The organism is Methylibium sp. T29, assembly GCF_000576205.1.
GTDB lineage: Bacteria > Pseudomonadota > Gammaproteobacteria > Burkholderiales > Burkholderiaceae_C > Methylibium > Methylibium petroleiphilum.
In genome coordinates, this window is sequence record NZ_AZND01000049.1 from 1 (window position 1) to 20,438 (window position 20,438).

The 20,438-nt window shown below is 70.2% G+C and carries 14 protein-coding genes and 5 pseudogenes; 10 read left to right on the forward strand and 9 right to left on the reverse strand.

Features of this window, described 5'->3' with window-relative positions:
• Positions 1–8: 8 nt before the first annotated feature.
• Entirely contained in the window at positions 9–176 is a 168-nt protein-coding gene (locus x551_RS08570; RefSeq protein ID WP_255343762.1) for a GNAT family N-acetyltransferase, read from the forward strand.
• 75 nt (positions 177–251) lie between these two features.
• On the forward strand, positions 252–758 hold the full coding sequence (locus x551_RS08575) for a RidA family protein (protein WP_011829397.1): 507 nt from the start codon (positions 252–254) through the stop codon (positions 756–758).
• A gap of 26 nt (positions 759–784) precedes the next feature.
• On the opposite strand, the pseudogene x551_RS08580 reads toward x551_RS08575, so the two are convergent.
• From x551_RS08580 to dapC, 6 genes and pseudogenes are all read right to left on the reverse strand, one after another.
• Positions 785–2,766, reverse strand: a pseudogene (locus x551_RS08580) (ATP-binding cassette domain-containing protein).
• On the reverse strand, positions 2,763–3,629 hold the full coding sequence (gene prmB, locus x551_RS08585) for a 50S ribosomal protein L3 N(5)-glutamine methyltransferase (RefSeq protein ID WP_036230266.1): 867 nt from the start codon (positions 3,627–3,629) through the stop codon (positions 2,763–2,765). Before prmB ends, x551_RS08580 begins: the two are co-directional and overlap by 4 nt.
• The gene (gene dapE / locus x551_RS08590; RefSeq protein ID WP_036230282.1) at positions 3,626–4,777 is read right to left on the reverse strand and encodes a succinyl-diaminopimelate desuccinylase; all 1,152 of its coding nucleotides are present in this window, start codon (positions 4,775–4,777) and stop codon (positions 3,626–3,628) included. Before dapE ends, prmB begins: the two co-directional genes overlap by 4 nt.
• A 22-nt stretch (positions 4,778–4,799) precedes the next feature.
• A complete protein-coding gene (locus x551_RS08595; RefSeq protein ID WP_011829401.1) occupies positions 4,800–5,978 on the reverse strand; it encodes a PilT/PilU family type 4a pilus ATPase in 1,179 nt (392 codons plus the stop codon).
• A gap of 52 nt (positions 5,979–6,030) precedes the next feature.
• The gene (gene dapD / locus x551_RS08600) at positions 6,031–6,858 is read right to left on the reverse strand and encodes a 2,3,4,5-tetrahydropyridine-2,6-dicarboxylate N-succinyltransferase (RefSeq protein ID WP_011829402.1); all 828 of its coding nucleotides are present in this window, start codon (positions 6,856–6,858) and stop codon (positions 6,031–6,033) included.
• A 6-nt stretch (positions 6,859–6,864) separates the two neighbouring features.
• A pseudogene (gene dapC / locus x551_RS08605) lies at positions 6,865–8,065 on the reverse strand (succinyldiaminopimelate transaminase).
• A gap of 97 nt (positions 8,066–8,162) precedes the next feature.
• On the opposite strand from dapC, the gene x551_RS08610 reads away from it, so the two are divergent.
• The gene (locus x551_RS08610; RefSeq protein ID WP_036230264.1) at positions 8,163–8,642 is read left to right on the forward strand and encodes a MarR family transcriptional regulator; all 480 of its coding nucleotides are present in this window, start codon (positions 8,163–8,165) and stop codon (positions 8,640–8,642) included.
• A gap of 21 nt (positions 8,643–8,663) precedes the next feature.
• Here the strand turns inward: x551_RS08610 and queF are convergent, their stop codons facing one another.
• Positions 8,664–9,095, reverse strand: coding sequence for a preQ(1) synthase (gene queF / locus x551_RS08615; RefSeq protein ID WP_036230262.1), 432 nt, complete (start codon positions 9,093–9,095; stop codon positions 8,664–8,666).
• Between the two features lie 240 nt (positions 9,096–9,335).
• On the opposite strand from queF, the pseudogene smc reads away from it, so the two are divergent.
• The 4 genes and pseudogenes from smc (at position 9,336) to def (ending at position 16,666) form a co-directional block, all read left to right on the forward strand.
• Positions 9,336–12,862: pseudogene (gene smc, locus x551_RS08620) on the forward strand (chromosome segregation protein SMC).
• A gap of 109 nt (positions 12,863–12,971) precedes the next feature.
• The gene (locus x551_RS08625) at positions 12,972–14,051 is read left to right on the forward strand and encodes a cell division protein ZipA C-terminal FtsZ-binding domain-containing protein (protein ID WP_036230258.1); all 1,080 of its coding nucleotides are present in this window, start codon (positions 12,972–12,974) and stop codon (positions 14,049–14,051) included.
• 20 nt (positions 14,052–14,071) lie between these two features.
• The gene (gene ligA, locus x551_RS08630; protein WP_036230256.1) at positions 14,072–16,105 is read left to right on the forward strand and encodes an NAD-dependent DNA ligase LigA; all 2,034 of its coding nucleotides are present in this window, start codon (positions 14,072–14,074) and stop codon (positions 16,103–16,105) included.
• Positions 16,106–16,131: 26 nt separating this feature from the next.
• A pseudogene (def, locus tag x551_RS08635) lies at positions 16,132–16,666 on the forward strand (peptide deformylase).
• Positions 16,667–16,685: 19 nt separating this feature from the next.
• On the opposite strand, the gene x551_RS08640 reads toward def, so the two are convergent.
• Positions 16,686–17,333 (reverse strand): arylesterase, encoded by a 648-nt coding sequence (locus tag x551_RS08640; RefSeq protein ID WP_051495566.1) that lies wholly within the window; start codon positions 17,331–17,333, stop codon positions 16,686–16,688.
• Positions 17,334–17,347: 14 nt separating this feature from the next.
• Here x551_RS08640 and x551_RS08645 point away from each other — a divergent pair, with 14 nt between their 5' ends.
• The 3 genes from x551_RS08645 to upp all read left to right on the forward strand — a co-directional run bounded on the left by x551_RS08645 (position 17,348) and on the right by upp (position 19,587).
• Positions 17,348–18,022, forward strand: a complete 675-nt coding sequence (locus x551_RS08645) for an ABC transporter ATP-binding protein (RefSeq protein WP_051495565.1) — start codon at positions 17,348–17,350, stop codon at positions 18,020–18,022.
• A 152-nt stretch (positions 18,023–18,174) separates the two neighbouring features.
• Positions 18,175–18,918 (forward strand): 23S rRNA (guanosine(2251)-2'-O)-methyltransferase RlmB, encoded by a 744-nt coding sequence (rlmB, locus tag x551_RS08650; protein ID WP_036230248.1) that lies wholly within the window; start codon positions 18,175–18,177, stop codon positions 18,916–18,918.
• Positions 18,919–18,957: 39 nt separating this feature from the next.
• Positions 18,958–19,587 (forward strand): uracil phosphoribosyltransferase, encoded by a 630-nt coding sequence (gene upp, locus x551_RS08655; protein ID WP_036230245.1) that lies wholly within the window; start codon positions 18,958–18,960, stop codon positions 19,585–19,587.
• A gap of 243 nt (positions 19,588–19,830) precedes the next feature.
• On the opposite strand, the pseudogene x551_RS27070 reads toward upp, so the two are convergent.
• Positions 19,831–20,385, reverse strand: a pseudogene (locus x551_RS27070) (MFS transporter); the annotation flags it as partial.
• Between the last annotated feature and the right edge of the window lie 53 nt (positions 20,386–20,438).

Genomic DNA, 20,438 nt, shown 5'->3' on the forward strand with positions numbered 1-20,438 from the left:
GGCGTGCGGTGCTGGACGCGCTGATCGCGCTGGCCGCCCGGCGCGGCGACCGCGAGATCGTGCTGAGCGCCCAGCTCTCGGCCGTGCCGTTCTACGCACGCGCCGGCTTCACGCAGAGCGGTCCGGGCTTCGAGGAAGCGGGCATCCCACACGTGGAGATGCGCCGCAGCCTGTAGCGCGCCGGCATCGGCCGCGCTTGGTGCGACCGGCGCTGCGAGGCATCATGCCGGGATCATGACGAGGCAGCCCCGATGAGCACCGCAAGCGACGCACTGTTCAAGAAACTGGCCAACGACCTGGGCGTGGAGTTCTCCGAGGAGATTCGCGCCGTGCCGCACTACGAGGTGTCGGTCGAGCACGACGGCATCCTCTACGTCAGCGGCCAGATCCCGCGCATCCGCGGTGCGGTAGCGGTGGCAGGGCGCGTCGGCGCCGAGATCTCGCGCGAGGAGGCCCGCCATGCGGCCCGCATCTGCGTGGTGAAGGCGCTGGCCGTCGTGCGCCAGGCCGCCGGCGGCGACCTGAGCCGCGTGAAGCGCATCCTGCGCATGACGGTCTACGTGCAGAGCGCGCCGAACTTCACCGAGCACAGCGAGGTGGCCGACGCCGCCTCGGACATTCTCTACACGCTGTTCCAGCCGGGCGGCGGCCACACCCGCACCACGGTCGGCGTGGCCCAGCTGCCCAAGAACGCGGCGGTCGAGATCGACATGATCGTCGCGCTGGGCGACCGCGAGGCGGGCAGCAGCACGTTCTGAGCGGCCGGGGCGGACCGCGCGGCGGTTCAGGCGGTCGCGCTCAGCGCTTCGATGGCTTCGCCCAGCTCGAGCCAGCGCGTCTCGAAGGTCTCGATCTGCTCGCTGAGCAGCTTGAGGCGCTTGCCGCGCTCGGCGCGTTCGGCCGCCGTCAGCGACGGGTCGGACAGGCTGGCCGCCAGGCGTCGCGCTCCGGCACCGCCGTGGCCAGCCGGGCTTCGAGCTTGCCGAACTCGGCCTTCAGCGGACGGGCCTGCTCGGCTGCCCGCTGGCGCGCCTGGGCCTGGGCCTTGCGGTCCTCGCGGCGGTCGACAGGCTCGTCCGGGGCTTTCGACGGCTTCGCGGTCGCCTCGACCACGGTCGGCGCTGCGGTCGCGCCCCGCGCCGCCTGGGCGTAGGCGCGGGCCTGCTCGCGCGACTGCTCCAGCAGCCAGCGCTGGTAGTCGTCGAGGTCGCCGTCGAACTCGCGCACGCCGCCGGCGGTGACGAGCCAGAACTCGTCGCAGACCTCGCGCAGCAGCGCGCGGTCGTGGCTGACCAGCATCACGGTGCCCTCGAACTCGTTGAGCGCCAGGGACAGCGCCTCGCGGGTGGCGAGGTCGAGGTGGTTGGTCGGCTCGTCGAGCAGCAGCAGGTTGGGGCGCTGCCAGACGATCATCGCCAGCACCAGGCGCGCCTTCTCGCCGCCGCTCAGCGAGCCGACCGGTTGGTGGACCATGTCGCCGGTGAAGCGGAACTGGCCCAGGAAGTTGCGCAGCTCCTGCTCGCGCGCGCCCGGCGAGACCTGCTTGGCCAGCCGGATCATGTGTTCCATCGGCCCGCTCTCGGGCGTCAGCACGTCCATCTCCTGCTGTGCGAAGTAGCCGATCGCCAGGCCCTTGCCCTCGGTCACGCTGCCGCCCAGCGCCGGCAGGGCGCGCGCCAGCGTCTTGACCAGCGTCGACTTGCCCTGGCCGTTGGCACCGAGGATGCCGATGCGCTGGCCCGGCATGACCGAGCGGTCGATGTCGCGCACGATGGTGATCGGCTCGCCGCCTTCGACCGCGTAGCCACAGCGCATTTCGCGCATGGCCAGCATGGGGTTGGGCAGGTTGTCGGGCTCCCGGAACTCGAAGGCGAAGTCGGCCGCGGTCAGCACCGGCGCGATCTTCTCCATGCGCTCCAGCGCCTTCACGCGGCTCTGTGCCTGCTTGGCCTTGCTGGCCTTGGCCTTGAAGCGGTCGATGAAGCGCTGCAGCTGCGCCACCTTCTCCTGCTGGCGCCCGAATGCGGCCTGCTGCTGGCTCATGCGCTCGGCGCGCATGCCCTCGAAGGCGCTGTAGTTGCCGCCGTAGCGCGTGAGCTGGGTCTCCTCGAGGTGCACCGTCACGCGGGTGATGGCGTCGAGGAACTCGCGGTCGTGGCTGATGACCAGCATGGTGCCCTCGTAGCGCTGCAGCCAGGCCTCCAGCCACACCAGCGCGTCGAGGTCCAGGTGGTTGGTGGGCTCGTCGAGCAGAAGCAGGTCGCTCGGGCACATCAGCGCGCGGGCCAGCTGCAGCCGCATGCGCCAGCCGCCGGAGAAGCTGTTGACCGGCGCGTCCAGCTGGGCGCTCTTGAAGCCCAGGCCCAGCATCAGCGCCTGGGCCCGCGGCGAGGCGTCGAAGGCGCCGACCTCGGCGAGCAGGCCGTGCGCCTCGCCGATCGCGTTGCCGTCGTCGGCCGCTTCGGCGGCGGCCAGCGCGGCCTGTGCCTCCATCAACCGGGTGTCGCCTTCCAGCACGAAGGCGGTGGCCGGCTGGTCGGTCTCGGGCATGTTCTGCGCCACCTCGGCCATGCGCCAGCGCGGCGGGATCGAGAAATCGCCGGCATCGGCCTGCAGTCGGTGCGTCAGCAGCGCGAACAGCGAGGACTTGCCGGCGCCGTTGCGGCCGACCAGGCCGACCTTCTCGCCGGGGTTCAGCGTGAGGTTGGCGCCGTGCAGCACGATCTTGGGGCCGCGGCGCAGGGTGAGATTCTTGAGAACGATCATGAGGACAGCAGGGAAGCCCGGGTCAGCAGCAGCACCTGGTCGTCGCCGGCGCTGGTTTCGAGCCACACGGCCTCGAGGGTGGGAAAGGCGCGCTCGAAGTTCGCGCGCTCGTTGCCGATCTCCAGCACGAGCACGGCATCTTCGGTCATCTGCGCCGGCGCGTCTTGCAGCAGCTTGCGCACGAAGTCCATGCCGTCCTCACCACCGGCCAGCGCCAGCTCGGGTTCGGCCTGGTACTCGGGCGGCAGGTCCGCCATCGACGCGGCATTCACGTAGGGCGGGTTGCAGAGGATCAGGTCGTAGGGGCCGTGCACGCGCGCCAGGCCGTCGGAGCGTAGCAGCGTGACGCGATCGCCCAGGCCGTGAGCGTCGACGTTGATCTTCGCCACGGCGAGCGCGTCCTCGGACAGGTCGCTGCCGTCGACGCTCACCTCGGGCCAGGCCATCGCGGCCAGCACCGCGAGGCTGCCGTTGCCGGTGCACAGGTCGAGCACGCGCCGCGTGTGGGCGCCGAGCCAGGCGTCGATCGTGCCGTCGGCCAGCAGCTCGGCGATGAAGCTGCGCGGCACGATGGTCCGCTCGTCGACGTAGAAGGCCACGCCCTGCAGCCAGGCCTGCCTGGTCAGGTAGGCCGCCGGCAGGCGTTGGCGGATGCGACGGTCGATCAGCGCGTCGACCACCAATCGCTCGCTCGCGGACACCGGTCGCGCGGCGTGCTCGTCCAGCCCGTCGAGCGGCAGGTCCAGCGCCCACTGCACCAGCCAGGCGGCCTCGTCGAAGGCATGGGTCGTGCCGTGCCCGAACGACACCCCGGCCTCCTGCAGGCGCGCGGCCTGCGCCTCGACCAGCTCGATCAGCGTCATGCGACCAGACGCTCGAGCGTGCTGCGGTAGATCTCCTTCAGCGGCTCGATCTCGGCCACCGCGACGTGCTCGTCGATCTGGTGGATGCTGGCATTGACCGGCCCGCATTCGACCACCTGCGGGCAGACGGTGGCGATGAAGCGGCCGTCGGAGGTGCCGCCGGTGGTGGACAGCTCGGTCGTGCGGCCGGTCACCTGCAAGATCGCGCTGCCCAGCGCCTCGGTCAGGCTGCCGGGGCGCGTGAGGAAGGGCCGACCGCCCAGCGTCCAGTCGATCGTGTACTGCAGGCCGTGGCGGTCCAGCACCGCGGCGAGGCGCTGCTGCAGGGTCTCCGGCGTCGATTCGGTCGAGAAACGGAAGTTGAAGTCGACCACCGCCTCACCCGGGATGACATTGCTCGCGCCGGTGCCCGCGTGCAGGTTCGAGACCTGCCAGCTGGTCGGCGGGAAATGTTCGTTGCCGCCGTCCCAGACCACTTGCACCAGCTCGGCCAGCGCCGGCGCCACCGCGTGGATCGGGTTCTTCGCCAGGTGCGGGTAGGCGATGTGACCCTGCACGCCTTGCACGACCAGCCGGCCCGACAGCGAGCCGCGGCGGCCGTTCTTGATCATGTCGCCCACCGCGTTCACCGAGGTCGGTTCGCCGACGATGCAGCCGTCGAGCCGCTCGCCGCGCGCCTGCAGCCAGCGCACCACCTGCGTGGTGCCATCGAGCGCCGGGCCTTCCTCATCGCTGGTCAGCAGCAGCGCGATCGAACCAGCGTGTCGGGGATACGCCGCGACGAACTCCTCGATCGCGACCACCATGCAGGCGATCGAGGTTTTCATGTCGGCCGCGCCGCGCCCGTAGAGACGGCCATCGCGGTGGCTGGGCACGAACGGGTCGCTGGTCCAGCGCTCCAGCGGGCCGGTGGGCACCACGTCGGTGTGGCCGGCGAACACGAGCGTGAAGCCGTCGGCGGAACGGCCGCGGCGCACGGCCCACAGATTGGTGACGCGGAAGTCGTCCGGGCCGCTCTCGAGGGTGTGGCAGTCGAAGCCCAGCGCCTGGAGCCGCTGCGCGACCAGCGCCTGGCAGCCGGCGTCTTCGGGCGTGACGGAAGCGCGCGCGATCAGTTGCTCGGCGAGCGCAAGCGCCGTCGGGGGCAGGGCACTCATCCGCGCGATCGACTCACAGCGCGCCGAAGTTCGTGCGGCGATCGTCCTGCCGCACGTCGAGCGTGATGTCGGTGAAGGACGGACCCTCGTCCTTCTCTTCCTTCTTCGGCACCAGCTTCGACTGCGTGGGACTGTCGTTCTGCAGCCGCCACATCAGGTTGGTGGGCGAATCGGCATAGCTCAGGCCCTCGTCGCGGGTGATCACGCCGTCGTTGATCAGGCGGGCGAGCTCCTGCTCAAAGGTCTGCGAGCCCTCGGCCAGCGACTGCTCCATCGCCTCCTTGACGCCCGGGAAATCGCCCTGCGCCATCAGGTCGGCCACCAGCTTGGTGTTGAGCAGCACCTCGACGGCCGGCACCCGCCCGCCCTGGGTCGAGCGCACCAGGCGCTGCGACACCACGGCCTTGAGTGCGGAGGACAGGTCGCCCAGCAGGGCCGGGCGCGCCTCGGGCGTGTAGAAGCTCAGGATGCGGCCCAGCGCGTGGTAGCTGTTGTTGGCGTGCAGCGTCGAGACCACCAGGTGGCCCGACAGCGCATAGGAAATCGCCGCGGTCATGGTCTCGCGGTCGCGGATCTCGCCGATCAGGATGCAGTCGGGCGCCTGGCGCAGCGCGTTCTTCAGACCGATCTGCAGCGACTGCGTGTCGCGACCCACCTCGCGCTGGTTGACGATCGCCTTCTTGTTGGTGAACAGGAACTCGATCGGGTCCTCGATGGTGAGGATGTGGCCGGCGAGGTTGCGGTTGCGGTGCTCCAGCATCGCGGCGAGCGTCGTGCTCTTGCCGGTGCCAGTGGCGCCGGCCAGCAGGATCAGGCCGCGCTTCTCGAGGATCAGCGTGTTCAGGATCTCCGGCAGCTTCAGCGAATCGAGCGTCGGGATCTCCACCGGGATGCAGCGGAACACCGCGGCGATGGAGCCGCGCTGCCGGAAGGCGCTGAGCCGGAAGCTGCCGACGCCCTGCAGGCCGACGCCCATGTTCAGCTCGCCCAGCTCCTCCAGCTCCTCGAGCTGCTTGGGTGTCAGCAGCTCGGCCAGCAGCTGCCGCGGCTGCTCCGGCGTGAGCGACTGGTCGGACAGCTGCAGCAGCTGGCCGTTGATCTTGATCTGGATCGGCGCGTTGGCCGTGAGGTAGACATCCGAGGCCCGCTTCTCGGCCATCAGCCGCAGCACCCGCTCCATGTTTCCGCTCATCGCACCGACCCTTCCCGTTTGTTGTTCCGGTCGCCGCCCCCGCGCCGCTCGATCAGGCGCCGCGCAGCAGCTCGTTGATGCTGGTCTTGGCACGCGTCTGTGCGTCGACCTTCTTGACGATCACCGCACAGTACAACGAGTACTTGCCGTCCGCGCTGGGCAAATTACCGGAAACCACGACCGAACCCGCCGGCACGCGGCCGTAGCTCACCTCGCCGGTGGCGCGGTCGTAGATCTTGGTGCTCTGGCCGATGTAGACGCCCATGCTGATCACCGAGTTCTCCTCGACGATCACGCCTTCCACCACCTCGGAGCGGGCGCCGATGAAGCAGTTGTCCTCGATGATGGTCGGGTTGGCCTGCAGCGGCTCCAGCACGCCGCCGATGCCCACGCCGCCCGACAGGTGCACGTTCTTGCCGATCTGCGCGCAGGAGCCCACCGTCGCCCACGTGTCGACCATGGTGTTCTCGTCGACGTAGGCGCCGATGTTCACGTAGCTGGGCATCAGCACCGCGCCCTTGGCGATGTAGCTGCCGCGCCGGGCCACTGCCGGCGGCACCACGCGCACGCCGGTGGCCCGCATCGCGGCCTCGTCGAGGTGGGCGAACTTGGTGTCGACCTTGTCGAAGAAGCCCAGGTCGCCGGCCCGCATGATCTTGTTGTCGGTCAGTCGGAAGCTCAGCAGCACCGCCTTCTTGACCCATTGGTTCACCTGCCACTGGCCGACGCCCTGGCGCTCGGCCACGCGCAGGCGGCCCTTGTTCAGGTCGGAGATGACCTGCTCGACCGCCTCGCGCACTTCGGGCGCGTTGGCCGCGGTGATGGTGGCGCGGGACTCCCACGCGGCGTCGATGGTCGATTGCAGTTGGGTATGGGACATGGAGACTCAGCTGGACTGGATGAAGGAAACGATGCGTTCGGCCGCTTCGACGCATTCGTCGATGCCGGCCACGAGCGCCATGCGGATGCGCCCCTGGCCAGGTTCGTGCCCTGCGCCTCGCGGGCGAGGTAGCTGCCGGGCAGCACCGCCACATTGTATTGAGCGAGCAGCTCGCGGGCGAAGCGGATGTCGCTGCCGCCGCAGACGGCCGCCGGCAACCTGGCCCACAGGTAGAAGCCGGCATCGGGCAGCGCGACGTCCAGCACGCTGGCGAGCCTCGGCGTCACTTGCTCGAATTTCTGGCGGTAGAGCGCCCGGTTGGCCGCCACGTGGGCTTCGTCGCCCCAGGCCGCGAGGCTGGCGCGCTGCACCGCCGGGCCCATGGCGGCGCGTGGTAGGTGCGGTACAGCAGGAAGGCCTTCAGGATCGCCGCGTCGCCGGCCACGAAGCCCGAGCGCAGCCCCGGCACGTTGGAACGCTTGGACAGGCTGGTGAAGGCGATCAGGCGCCGGAAGTCGCTGCGCCCCAGCGCCAGCGCGGCCTGCAGGCTGCCGAGCGGTGGCTCGTCACGAAAATAGATCTCCGAGTAGCACTCGTCGGAGGCGATCACGAAGCCATGCCGGTCCGACAGCTCGAACAGCCGCTGCCATTCGTCGAGCGGCATCACCGCGCCGGTCGGGTTGCCCGGCGAACAGACGTAGAGCAGTTGGGTGCGGGCCCAGGTGGCGTCGTCGATGGCCGACCAGTCCACCGCGAAATTGCGCGCCGGATCGCTGTTGGCGAACACCGTCTGCGCACCGGCGAGCAGCGCCGCGCCTTCGTAGATCTGATAGAACGGGTTGGGGCAGACGACGGTGGCGCCGGGGCGCGTGGGGTCGATGACGGTCTGCGCCAGTGCGAACAGGGCCTCGCGCGAGCCGTTGACCGGCAGCAGCTGCGTCGACGCATCGAGCGTCACGCCGTAGCGCCGGTGCACCCAGGCTGCGCACGCCTCGCGCAGCGCCGGCTCGCCGGCCGTGGCCGGGTAGCTGGCCAGGCCGTCCAACGCTGCAGTAAGCGCCTCGCGGATGAAGGGCGGCGTCGGATGCTTGGGCTCGCCGATACCGAGGCTGATGGGCCGCAGCGCCGGATTCGGCAGCACGTCGCGGGTCAGTTCGCGCAGCCGCTCGAACGGGTAGGGCTGCAAGCGGGAAAGCAGGGGGTTCATGCGGGCGGATTATCCTGCGGGCTGCATCGTGAACGGCCCGCCCGACACCGCGATTCTTTCGTGTGCAAAATGCTTGCGGACGAACCAACGCCACCGCATGAGCCAGACACGCCGACTTCCCGCATCGCTTCCGGCCGACGCTTCGGACCTAGCGCTCGACGGCCAGTTGTGCTTTGCGCTGTACGCCGCGTCGCTGGCAATGACCAAGGTCTACCGGCCGCTTCTCGCGCGCATCGGCCTGACCTATCCGCAGTACGTGGTGCTGCTGGCGCTTTGGGAGTGCGACGGGCTCAATATCGGTGAGCTCGGCGAGCGCGTCTCGCTCGATTCAGGCACGCTGACGCCGCTGCTCAAGCGCATGCAGGCGCTCGGCCTGATCGAGCGCACCCGCAGCGCCGCCGACGAGCGCCAGGTGCTGATCACGCTGACGCGGGCCGGGCGTGATCTCAGCACCGCCGCGTTGACCATCCAGGAGCAGGTGGCCTGCGCGACGGCCTGTTCCAACCGGGAGCGCCAAGGCTTGACGCAGGCGCTGCAGCAGTTGAGGGCGGCGCTGCTCTCGAACGCCGACACCTGAGGGCCCGACCGCGGGCCTCGCTCAGGTCGGCAGCCCGCGCTCCGTGGCGTGCTGCGGCAGCACGACGAGCGGTTCGGGCTTCCAGCCCTTCTTGCGGTGCTCCGCGACCACGTTGGTGTAGATACCACCGCGCACGTACCACCTGGCGGTGATGCGGGCGAAGCGCGGCGCGGTGGTCTCGACGATCTTGCCGAGGATGTCGTTGGTGACCTTCTCGTGGAAGGCGCCCTCGTCGCGGAAGCTCCACATGTACATCTTCAGGCTCTTGAGCTCGACGCACAGCCCGTCGGCAATCATGTCGATCGTGAAGTGCGCGAAGTCGGGTTGCCCGGTCAGCGGGCACAGGCAGGTGAACTCTGGGATCTGGAACTGGATGACGTAGTCGCGCTCCGGCGCCGGGTTCGGGAACACATGCAGTTCCTTGCTCGGCGCGGTGGGCGGATTGGGGGGCATCGGGCGCTGCCGGGGCGGCGTGCGCGGGCTGGATTTCTTGGCGGTCTTGGCCATGGTTCGACGCCGCTGCACATCCCGCGCAGTCGACGTTTGCTTGCAGTTCAGGGGAGGGCCCGATGCTATCATCCCGAGCACTCTCAAGCCGGCTCGCGAGCCGGTTTCTCATTACAAATCAACGAGTTAGCGGCGCAGTGCGGGGCCACGCAACAGCCCGGCGCAGCGCCCTGCGAACCGCCCGCGATGCGCCTCAACTCGATCAAGCTCTCCGGTTTCAAGTCCTTCGCCGAGCCGACGAACTTCCAGCTGCCCGGTCAGCTCGTCGGCGTGGTCGGGCCGAACGGCTGCGGCAAGTCCAACATCATGGACGCGGTGCGCTGGGTGCTCGGCGAGAGCAAGGCATCCGAGCTGCGCGGCGAGTCGATGCAGGACGTGATCTTCAACGGCTCGGGCAACCGCAAGCCGGCCAGCCGCTCCAGCGTGGAGCTGGTGTTCGACAACGCCGATGCGCGCGCCGGCGGTTCCTGGGCCCAGTTCGCCGAGATCGCCGTCAAGCGCGTGCTCACCCGCGACGGCACCTCCAGCTACTACATCAACAACCAGCCGGTGCGGCGCCGCGACGTACAGGACGTGTTCCTCGGCACGGGCCTCGGGCCGCGCGCCTACGCGATCATCGGCCAGGGCACGATCAGCCGCATCATCGAGTCCAAGCCCGAGGAGCTGCGGCTCTTTCTCGAAGAGGCTGCCGGCGTCTCCAAGTACAAGGAACGCCGCCGCGAGACCGAGAACCGTCTGAAGGACACGCGCGAGAACCTGCAGCGTGTCGACGACATCCTGCGCGAGCTCAACGCCAACCTCGACAAGCTGGAGAAGCAGGCCGAGGTCGCCGCCCAGTACCGCCGCCTGCAGGAGGCCGGCACGCTGAAGCTGCACCAGCTGTGGTTCCTGAAGCACCGCGACGCGGCGTCCGAGGAGGAGCGCGTGCACAAGGCCGTGCTCGAGGCCACCAATGCCATCGAGTCGCGGCTGGCCGAATTGCGCCACGTCGAGGCCGAGCTGGAGACGGTGCGCCAGTCGCACTACGCGGCGAGCGACGCGCTGCACACCGCCCAGGGTTCGCTGGCCGAGGCCGCGCTCGAGGTGAGCCGGCTCGAGGAACGCATCCGCTACGTGGTAGAGGGTCGCCAGCGCGTCGAGCAGCGGCTGGCCGAACTGACGGGCCAGAACGCGAACTGGGACGAGCGGCGCCTGCAGGCGGTGGCCGAGCTCGACGAGATCGCCGCGCAGATCGCGCTGGCCGACGAACAGGCCGAGCTGCTGGCCGCGCAGGCCGAGGAGCAGTCGGGCGCCTTGCCGGGCGTGGAAGACACGGTGCGCGCCGCGCAGGGCCGCGCCAACGAGCAGCGCGGCAAGGCCGGCCAGGTGCAGCAGCAGATCCAGTTGCTGGCCGCCGAGTCGCGCAGCGTCGAGGAGCAGAGCCGCGCGCTCACGCAGCGTCGCGAGCGCCTGGCCGGCGAGCGCCAGACGCTGGCAGCGCCCGACGAGGCGCGCTCGAAGGCCTGCGCGTTCAACTCGCCGGCGCCGAGGAAGGCCAGGCGGTGGCCGATGCGCGTGCCGAGGAACTGACCGCGTCGGTGCCCCAGCTCGATGAAGATCGCCGCGCCCGGCAGGAGCGCGTCAACACCGAAGCGGCCCGCCAGGCCGACCTGAGCGCCCGCCTCGATGCGCTGCGCGCGCTGCAGGAGAAGGTGCAAACCGAGGGCAAGCTCAAGCCCTGGCTCGCCAAGCACGGGCTCGACGGGCTGAGCGGGCTGTGGACGCGGCTGCACATCGAGGCCGGTTGGGAGACCGCGCTGGAAGCGGCGCTGCGGGAGCGCATCAATGCGCTCGAGGTCGGCCGCATGGAGACGGTGCGCGCCTTCGAGGGCGATGCTCCCCCGGCCAAGCTGGCCTTCTACACCCCGCCGAGCGGCGCGATCGCCAACACCCATGCCACGCTGCCTCGGCTGTCGGACCTATTGCGTCTGGGCGGGCAGGTCGGTGATGCCGGGCTGGCAGCGCTGCTGAACGACTGGCTCGAAGGCGTGTACACCGCGGCTTCGCTCGACGAGGCGCTGGCCGACCGCGGCAAGCTGACCCACGGCGAGGTCATCATGACGCCGGCCGGCCACGCGGTCAGCCCGTTCGCGGTGAGCTTCTATGCACCCGACTCCGAGCAGGCCGGCATGCTGGCGCGCGCCCAGGAGATCGAGAACCTGGAGAAGCAGACACGCGCCCAGGCACTGATCGTCGACGAGTCGCGCGCCGCCCTGGTGCGGGCCGAGGCTGCCTACACCGATGCCTCGTCGCGGCTGGTTAGCGCACGTCGCGAGGCCGCCGAGGGCCAGACGCGCACCCACCAGCTGCAGGTCGAGGTGCTGCGGCTCGCCCAACTGAGCGAGCAGACCAGCGCACGGCGCGAGCAGATCGAATCCGAGCTGGCCGAGATCGACGCCGGCCTGGAAGAGCTGCAGGAGCGCCGCGTCACCGGTGAAGCCCGCTTCGAGGAGCTCGACCTGCAGCTCGCCAACGAGCAGGAGCGCCATGCCGACCTGGAAGAGGCGGTGATCCAGGCCGAACGCCAGCTCAGCGCCGCGCGCGAGCAACTGCGCGCCCTGGAGCGCGAGGCCCAGGAGGCCCAGTTCAGCTCCCGCGCGCTGGCCGCGCGGCGCGGCGAGCTGCAGCGATCGATCGAGACCGCCGCCCAGCAGGTGGCCACCAACGAGCAGAGCGCCGCCCAACTGCAGGAAGAGCTGGGGCGTCTGACCGACGCCGCCGCGCAGGCCGGTCTGCAGACCGCGCTGGCGCTGAAGCTCGAGCGCGAGCAGGCGCTGGGCGCGCAGCGCAGCGCCTACGACGAGCTGTCGGCCCGACTGCGCCAGGCCGAAGAACAGCGCCTGGGTTTCGAACGCAGCCTCGAGCCGCTGCGCGAGAAGATCGGCAAGCTGCAGCTCGAGCAGCAGGCCGCACAACTGGGCGGTGCGCAGTACCTGGAGCAGTTGACGGCCGCGCAGGTCGACCTGGAGGCGCTGGGCAAGAACATCGAGGACGACGGCGTCAAGCTCTACGGCCTGCAGGGCGAGATCGACCGCATCAACCGCGAAGTGGCGGCGCTGGGCGCAGTGAACCTGGCCGCGCTCGACGAACTGACCGCCTCGCGCGAACGCAAGACCTTCCTCGACGCGCAGTCGGCCGACCTGATCGACGCGATGACCACGCTGGAAGACGCCATCCACAAGATCGACCTCGAGACGCGCGACCTGCTCAAGGGCACCTTCGACACCGTCAACGAGCATTTCGGCCGCATGTTCCCGGAGCTGTTCGGCGGCGGCAACGCCAGGCTGGTGATGACCGGCGACGAGATCCTCGACGCCGGCGTGCAGGTGATGGCGCAGCCACCGGGCAAGAAGAACAGCACCATCCACCTGCTGTCAGGCGGCGAGAAGGCACTGACGGCGATCGCGCTGGTGTTCGCGATCTTCCAGCTCAACCCGGCGCCGTTCTGTCTGCTCGATGAAGTGGACGCGCCGCTCGACGACGCCAACACCGAGCGCTACGCCAAGCTGGTGCGCAGCATGGCCGAACACACGCAGTTCCTGTTCATCTCGCACAACAAGATCGCGATGGAAATGGCCGAGCAGCTGATCGGGGTGACCATGCAGGAGCAGGGCGTGTCGCGCATCGTCGCGGTCGACATGGACGCGGCGGTCTCGATGGCCGAGGCCGCATGAGAGAGGCCATGAACCAAGCGTTCGCGCGGGCCGCAGCGCCGGGCCGCCCCCAGCAAGGCCCGACCCTCCGGGAGGGTCGCTCGACGGACCCGGCGAGCGGGGAGCCGTCATGAGCACGCTGCAATTGTCCTTGGCCATTTTGGGGGGGCTGGTGCTCGCCGCGATCGTGGCCCACGGCACCTGGCAGGCGCGCCGCAACGAGGTGAAGCGTGTGGCGCTCGAGCCCGGGGCGGAGCCCGCGCCGCTGCAGGAGCCGAGCTTTGCGCCGACCGAGCCCCCCCCGGCCGACGATACCGGCCCGAAGGCGGAGGCCGAAGACAGCCAGCCGCCGCGCATCGAGCCGACGCTGGTGCGCCGCGCCGCCGGCCTGCCGCGTCTCGACGCGCTGATCGACGCGATCGCCACGCTGACCGTCGACAACCCGGTGAGCGGCGAGACCGCGATCGCCCACCTGCCACCGGCCCGGCGTGCCGGCAGCAAGCCGTTGCTGGTCGAGGGACTGAACGCCGAGTCGGGTGAATGGGAAACGCCGGCCGCCGGCCAGCGCTACGGGGAGTTCCAGGCCGGTGTGCAACTGGCCAACCGCAGCGGGGCGCTCAACGAGATCGAGTACTCCGAGTTCGTGCAGAAGGTGCAGGCCTTCGCCGAACCCATCGGTGCGCTGCCCGATTTTCCCGACATGCTCGACGTCGTCGCGCGGGCCCGCGAGCTCGACGCCTTCGCCGGCCAGCACGACGCTCAGCTCGCGCTGCGGCTGGTATCGCGCGGCGCCGCGTGGTCGCTGGGCTATGTGCAGCAGCACGCCGCCCGCCACGGCTTCATGGTCGGTGCGCTGCCGGGCCGCCTGGTGCAGCCCGGCGAGGACGAGGGCGCGCCGCCGGTGCTGACGCTGCAGTTCGATCCGCAGGCAGCGCTGGCCGACGAGCCCAGCCAGGCCGCCGTCCGCGAGCTGACGCTGGCCTTCGACGTGCCGCAGACCGCTGCCGCGGCCGCACCGTTCGCTGCCTGGTGCGCCGCAGGCGAGGCGCTGGCTGCCGAGCTCGACGCCGCGATGTACGACGACAGCGGCCAGCCGCTGCAGCCGGCGGCCTTCGCCTCCATCGGCCAGGCGCTCGAAAGCCTGTACGAGGCGCTCGCGGCACGCGACCTCGCGGCCGGCAGCGCCGCGACGCGCCGGCTGTTCAGCTGAACGCGAGCGGGCACCTGCCGATGTCCGACCGCGCGGAAGATCCGGCCGCCCGCGCCGCGCAACTGCGCGAGCAGCTCGAGTACCACGCCCACCGCTACTACGTGCTCGACGCTCCGGAGATCCCGGACGTCGAGTACGACCGCCTGTTCACCGAACTGCAGGCGCTGGAGGCGGCGCACCCCGGGTTGCGCACGCCGGACTCGCCGACCCAGCGCGTCATCGGCGCGGTGCTCGAAGGCCTGTCGGCGGTGCGGCACGCGGTGCCGATGCTGTCGATCAAGACCGAGACCGACACCACGCCCACCGGTGCGCTGAAGTTCGACGCCGCGGTGCGCAACGCACTGAAGCTGCCGCCCGACGCGCCGCCGCTGCGTTACGCCGCCGAGCTGAAATTCGACGGCTTGGCGATCAACCTGCGCTACCAGGCCGGCCGGCTGGTACAGGCCGCCACGCGCGGCGACGGCGAGACCGGCGAGGACGTGACGCACACCGTCGGCACGATCGAGTCGGTGCCGAAGCAGCTGCGCGGCATCACGGTGCCGGTGCTGGAGGTGCGCGGCGAGGTCTTCATGCGGCGAGACGACTTCGAGGCGCTCAACGAGCGCCAGCGCGAGGCCGGGCTCAAGACCTTCGTGAACCCGCGCAATGCGGCGGCCGGCATCGTGCGCCAGCTCGACGCCAGCATCGCACGCCAGCGGCCGCTGAGCTTCTTCGCTTATGGACTGGGCGACGTGCAGGGCTGGGACGTGCCGCCCACGCACGCCGGGTTGCTGGACGCGCTGGCGGCGCTGGGGCTGCCGGTCGACGGGCACCGCACCGTGGTCGAGGGCGGCGAGGCGCTGGCCGCCTTCCACGCCGGCATCGCGGCTGAGCGCGACGCGCTGCCGTTCGACATCGACGGTGTGGTCTACAAGGTCGACGAGCGTGCGCTGCAGCAGCAGCTCGGCTTCAAATCGCGCGAGCCGCGCTGGGCGGTGGCGCACAAGTACCCGGCGCAGGAGCAGTCGACCCAGCTGGCCGGCATCGAGATCCAGGTCGGCCGCACCGGCAAGCTCACGCCGGTGGCCAAGCTGCAGCCGGTGTTCGTGGGCGGCACGACGGTGAGCAATGCCACGCTGCACAACCGCTTCGAGCTGCGCCGCAAGGGCATCCGCATCGGCGACACGGTGATCGTGCGGCGCGCGGGCGACGTGATCCCCGAGGTGGTGGGTCGCGTGCCCGTCCCGCGAACGGCATACGTCCCCAACTTCCGCATGCCGCGTGCCTGCCCGGTGTGCGGCAGCCAGGCGCTGCGCGAGCGCGGCAGCGTCGACTACCGCTGCTCGGGCGGCCTGTTCTGCGCTGCACAGCGCAAGCAGGCGCTGCTGCATTTCGCCGGGCGGCGCATGATGGACATTGAGGGACTGGGCGACAAGCTGGTCGAGCAGCTTGTCGACGGCGGCATCATCCGCACGCTGCCGGAGCTCTACAGGCTCGGCGTGGCCAAGCTCGTCGCGCTGGAGCGCATGGGCGACAAGAGCGCGGCCAACCTGGTGGCAGCGCTGGAGGCGAGCAAGGCCACGACGCTGGCGCGCTTCCTGTTCTCGCTGGGCATCCGCCACATCGGCGAGGCGACCGCCAAGGACCTGGCGCGACATTTCGGCGCGCTCGACCGCGTGATGGACGCGAGCGTCGAGCAACTGCTGGAGGTCAACGACGTGGGCCCGGTGGTAGCGCAGAGCCTGCGTACCTTCTTCGATCAGCCGCACAACCGCGAGGTGGTCGAGCAGTTGCGCGCCGCCGGCGTGCACTGGGACGAGCACGCCGGCGAGGCCGACCTCACGCCCAGGCCGCTGGCCGGCAAGACCTTCGTGCTGACCGGCACGCTGCCGAGCCTGGGTCGCGAGGCCGCCAAGGAACTGATCGAGGCCGCCGGCGGCAAGGTGGCCGGCTCGGTGTCGAAGAAGACCGACTACGTGGTGGCCGGCGAGGAAGCCGGCAGCAAGCTCGAGAAGGCACAGGCGCTGGGCGTGGCCGTGATCGACGAGGCGGCGCTGCGCGCGCTGCTGGACTGAGGACGAAACCGGGAGGGGCAGACGCCATGGCCGTTCGAGACATCCTGAAGATGGGCGATCCGCGCCTGCTGCGCGTCGCGCACCCGGTGCGCGAATTCGACACGCCCGAGCTGCATGCGCTGATCGAGGACATGTTCGACACGATGGAGGCCGCCAACGGTGCCGGCCTGGCGGCACCGCAGATCGGGGTGGACCTGCAGCTCGTGATCTTCGGCTTCACGAAGAGCGAGCGCTACCCGGAGGCGCCGCCGGTGCCGCGCACGGTGCTGATCAACCCGCAGATCACCCCGCTGTCGGAGGATCTGGAAGACGGCTGGGAGGGCTGCCTCTCGGTGCCCGGACTGCGCGGCGTGGTGCCACGCCACCAGCGGATCCGCTACGCCGGTTTCGACCCGCAGGCCGGCGCATCGAGCGCGAGGCCGAGGCTTCCACGCCCGCGTGGTGCAGCACGAGTGCGACCACCTGGTTGGTGTGCTCTACCCGATGCGGGTGCGCGACTTCAGCCGCTTCGGCTACACCGAGGTGCTGTTCCCCGGTCTGGACGCGAGCGACGACGAGTAGGGCCGCCTGCGGCGGCGGCTTACTTCAGCAGCGGCCGCAGCACCGGCCACACGTTGCCCAGGATGATGGGGTGGGCCGCTTCCTTCGGGTGGATGCGGTCAGCCTGGAACAGCTCGCTCGCGTTCGGCGCATCCCCCACGCCCTTCAGCAGGAAGGGCAGCAGCGCCGTACCCTCGGCCCGGGCGACCTTGCCGAACAGTGCCGCGAAGTCTTCGTTGTACTGGCGGCCGTAGTTCGGTGGCACCTGCATGCCGGCCAGCAGCACCCGCGCACCGGCCGCCTTCGAGGCCCGCGTCATCTCGACCAGATTGCGTTCGGTCATCGCCAGCGGCAGGCCGCGCAAGGCATCGTTGCCGCCCAGCTCGACGATCACCACCGCCGGCTTGTGCTGCGCCAGCAGCGCCGGCAGGCGCGAGCGGCCACCCGAGGTGGTGTCGCCGCTGATGCTGGCGTTGATGACGCCGGCGGCGACCTTCTCCTGCGCCAGCCGCTTCTCCAGCAGGGCCACCCAGCCACTGCCGCGCTGCAGGCCGTACTCGGCCGACAGGCTGTCGCCCACGACCAGGATCACCGGCCTGGCGGCCTGCGCCCGCACCGGCGAGACCACAAGCCCCGCCAACGCCGATGCGGCGAGCTGCTTGATACAGTCCCTGCGACTCACTGCCATCCGACTCCCCCTCAATGACCGAAGCGATCATCGCCGTCGAGCACGTCAGCAAGCGTGTGCAGGACTCCAGCGGCGAACTGACCATCCTGCACGATATCGACTTCTCGCTGGCGGCGCAGGAGTCGGCCGCCATCGTCGGAGCGTCGGGCTCGGGCAAGAGCACGCTGCTGGCCATCATCGCCGGGCTGGACACGCCGAGTGAGGGCACCGTGAGGCTCGCCGGCATCGACCTGTTCGGCCTCGACGAGGATGCCCGAGCCGCAGTGCGCGCCGAGCGCGTGGGTTTCGTGTTCCAGAGCTTTCAGCTGATGGGCAACCTGACCGCGCTGGAGAACGTGATGCTGCCGCTGGAACTACAGGGCCGCAGCGACGCCCGCACGGCGGCGACCGAGATGCTGGCGCGTGTGGGGTTGGGCGAGCGGCTGGGGCACTACCCGAAGCTGCTGTCCGGGGGCGAGCAGCAGCGCGTGGCGCTGGCGCGTGCCTTCGTCGTGAAACCGGCGCTGTTGCTGGCCGACGAACCCACCGGCAGCCTGGACTTCGCGACCGGCGAGAAGGTCATGGAGTTGATGTTCGAGCTCAACCGCGAGCAGGGCACGACGCTGGTGCTGGTGACCCACGACCGTGCCATCGCCGCCCGCTGCGACCGGCAAGTCAGGATCGAGGCGGGGCAGCTGACTTCCTCGTGAGCTCGGTCGCGGCGGCCGTTGCGCAGCAAGGCACCCGCGGGCACGGTCAGTCCTGGCGGCACGGTCTTGCTGACTTCCTCGTGAGCTCGGTCGCGGCGGCCGTTGCGCAGCAAGGCACCCGCGGGCACTGAGACCGCCCCGATAATCCCCGCATGTCCTCCTCCCCCCGCATCCTGTTCGGCTTCCACGCCGTCACCGTCCGTGTCAAGACGGCCCCCGGCTCGGTCGTCGAGCTCTATATCGACGGCACGCGGCGCGATGCGCGCATGCGCCAGTTCATCGAACGTGCCAAGGAAGCCGGCGTGCGCCTGATCGAGAGCGACGAGCTGCGCCTGCAGGCGCTCTCCGGCACGCACCGCCACCAGGGCGTGGTGGCCAAGGTCACCGCAGCGCCGGCCACGAAGTCGCTCGACGACCTGCTCGACACGGTGGAGGGCCCGCCGCTGCTGCTGGTGCTCGACGGCGTGACCGATCCGCACAACCTCGGCGCCTGCCTGCGCGTCGCCGACGGGGCCGGGGCCCACGCGGTGATCGCGCCGAAGGACCACGCCGTCGGCATCAACGCCACGGTCGCCAAGGTGGCCAGTGGCGCGGCCGAGACGGTGCCCTATTTCATGGTCACGAACCTGGCGCGCACGCTGGGTGAACTGAAGGAACGCAACATCTGGGTCATCGGCACCGCCGACGATGCGCCGCGCACGCTGTACGCGGCGGACCTGAGGCAAGCGGTCGCGCTGGTGCTGGGCGCCGAAGGGCAGGGCATGCGCCAGCTCACGCGCAAGACCTGCGACGAACTCGTCAGCCTGCCGATGGCCGGCGCGGTGGAGAGCCTGAACGTCTCGGTGGCGAGCGGCATCGGTCTCTACGAGGCGGTGCGCCAGCGCGGCGCGACCTGACGCGGAGCCGTGACCACCGTCTGCACATAGACTGCCGACATGCCCGTCCTCGAAGTCCTGCATCCGCTGGTCCGACACAAGGTCGGGCTGCTGCGCGCCGCCGACATCTCGACCAAGAAGTTCCGCGAGATCACCGCCGAGATCGCCCGACTGCTGGCCTACGAGGCCACGGCCGACTTCCCGCTGGAGCAGGTGACGGTGGAGTGCTGGAGCGGACCGACGGCGGTCGATCAGATCAAGGGCAAGAAGGTCACCATCGTGCCGATCCTGCGCGCGGGCCTGGGCATGCTGGACGGCGTGCTCGACATGATCCCGAACGCCAAGATCAGCGTGGTGGGTCTCTCGCGCAACCACGACACGCTGCAGCCGGAGCACTATTTTGAGAACCTGGTCGGTTCGCTGGAAGAGCGCACCGCGCTGATCATCGACCCGATGCTGGCGACCGCCGGCTCGATGATCGCCACTGTCGACCTGCTCAAGCGCAAGGGCTGCCGCGACATCCGCGCGCTGGTGCTGGTGGCCGCGCCGGAGGGTGTGAAGGCGCTGAATGCGGCCCATCCCGAAGTGCGCTGCTGGACGGCGGCGATCGACAGCCACCTCAACGAGGTCGGCTACATCATCCCCGGGCTGGGCGACGCCGGCGACAAGATCTTCGGGACCAAGGGCTGAGCGGCACGTGCTCAGGCGTGGCGGCTGTCGCGCCGCATGCGGTTTTCGGCCCAGCGGCTGAGGGCCAGCGCCGCGAGCAGCCAGCCCAGGCCGACCCAGTGCAGGCCGCCGTAGAGTCCGGGCCCACTGGCGCCAGCGGCTTCCTGCGCCGCGACCAGCGCACCGCCCCCGCTGCGCCAACCGCCTGGCGAGGTAGATGGCCGACGTGTTCAGCGCCATCAGCGCCGGAGCCAGGGCCGGCGCGGCCTGACCCAGGCGGGCCTGCTGCGCCGAGTTGGCCGCGAACATGCCCAGCGCCCACGGCAGTAGCACGCAGGCCATCGACAGGTAGCCGGTGCCCAACGGCCAGATCAGCATCGTCAGGGCCACGGCACCGAGCAGCAGGGTCACCGCACGCGCGGCACCGATGCGGTCGACGTGGCGCGACAGCAGCACGTTGCCGATCAGCCCGAAGGCACCGAACCAGGCGAACAGCAGGCTGATCTGCGTGGGCCCGGCACCGAGCACCTGCTTGTAGTACGGCGCGAAGTAGGTGAACACGGTGAACTGTCCCGCACCGAACAGGGCCGTGACCGCCACGATCGCCATCAGCAGCGGGTGCGTCAGCACCTCGCGCCAGGCGCGCAGGTTCATGGCCGGCGGCCGCACGCCATCGGGCATGACCAGCCACACCCAGACTGCACCGCCGGCGGCCAGCAGCGCCACGAGGCCGAAGGCCCAGCGCCAGCCGAGCGCCTCGCCGATGTAGCTGTGCAGCGGCATGCCGAACACCGAGGCCACCGACCAGCCGAGGAACACGAAGGTGATGGCCCGGCCGCGCTGCGCCGGCGGCGCCAGCCAGCCGATCGCCG

Excerpts from the sequence above, each read along its gene's own strand:
- x551_RS08575 (WP_011829397.1), top strand. The coding sequence starts at position 252 with ATGAGCACCGCAAGCGACGCACTGTTCAAGAAACTGGCCAACGACCTG.
- prmB (WP_036230266.1), bottom strand. The coding sequence starts at position 3,629 with ATGACGCTGATCGAGCTGGTCGAGGCGCAGGCCGCGCGCCTGCAGGAG.
- x551_RS08595 (WP_011829401.1), bottom strand. The coding sequence starts at position 5,978 with ATGAGCGGAAACATGGAGCGGGTGCTGCGGCTGATGGCCGAGAAGCGG.
- dapD (WP_011829402.1), bottom strand. The coding sequence starts at position 6,858 with ATGTCCCATACCCAACTGCAATCGACCATCGACGCCGCGTGGGAGTCC.
- x551_RS08610 (WP_036230264.1), top strand. The coding sequence starts at position 8,163 with ATGAGCCAGACACGCCGACTTCCCGCATCGCTTCCGGCCGACGCTTCG.
- queF (WP_036230262.1), bottom strand. The coding sequence starts at position 9,095 with ATGCCCCCCAATCCGCCCACCGCGCCGAGCAAGGAACTGCATGTGTTC.
- x551_RS08625 (WP_036230258.1), top strand. The coding sequence starts at position 12,972 with ATGAGCACGCTGCAATTGTCCTTGGCCATTTTGGGGGGGCTGGTGCTC.
- ligA (WP_036230256.1), top strand. The coding sequence starts at position 14,072 with ATGTCCGACCGCGCGGAAGATCCGGCCGCCCGCGCCGCGCAACTGCGC.
- x551_RS08640 (WP_051495566.1), bottom strand. The coding sequence starts at position 17,333 with ATGGCAGTGAGTCGCAGGGACTGTATCAAGCAGCTCGCCGCATCGGCG.
- x551_RS08645 (WP_051495565.1), top strand. The coding sequence starts at position 17,348 with ATGACCGAAGCGATCATCGCCGTCGAGCACGTCAGCAAGCGTGTGCAG.
- rlmB (WP_036230248.1), top strand. The coding sequence starts at position 18,175 with ATGTCCTCCTCCCCCCGCATCCTGTTCGGCTTCCACGCCGTCACCGTC.
- upp (WP_036230245.1), top strand. The coding sequence starts at position 18,958 with ATGCCCGTCCTCGAAGTCCTGCATCCGCTGGTCCGACACAAGGTCGGG.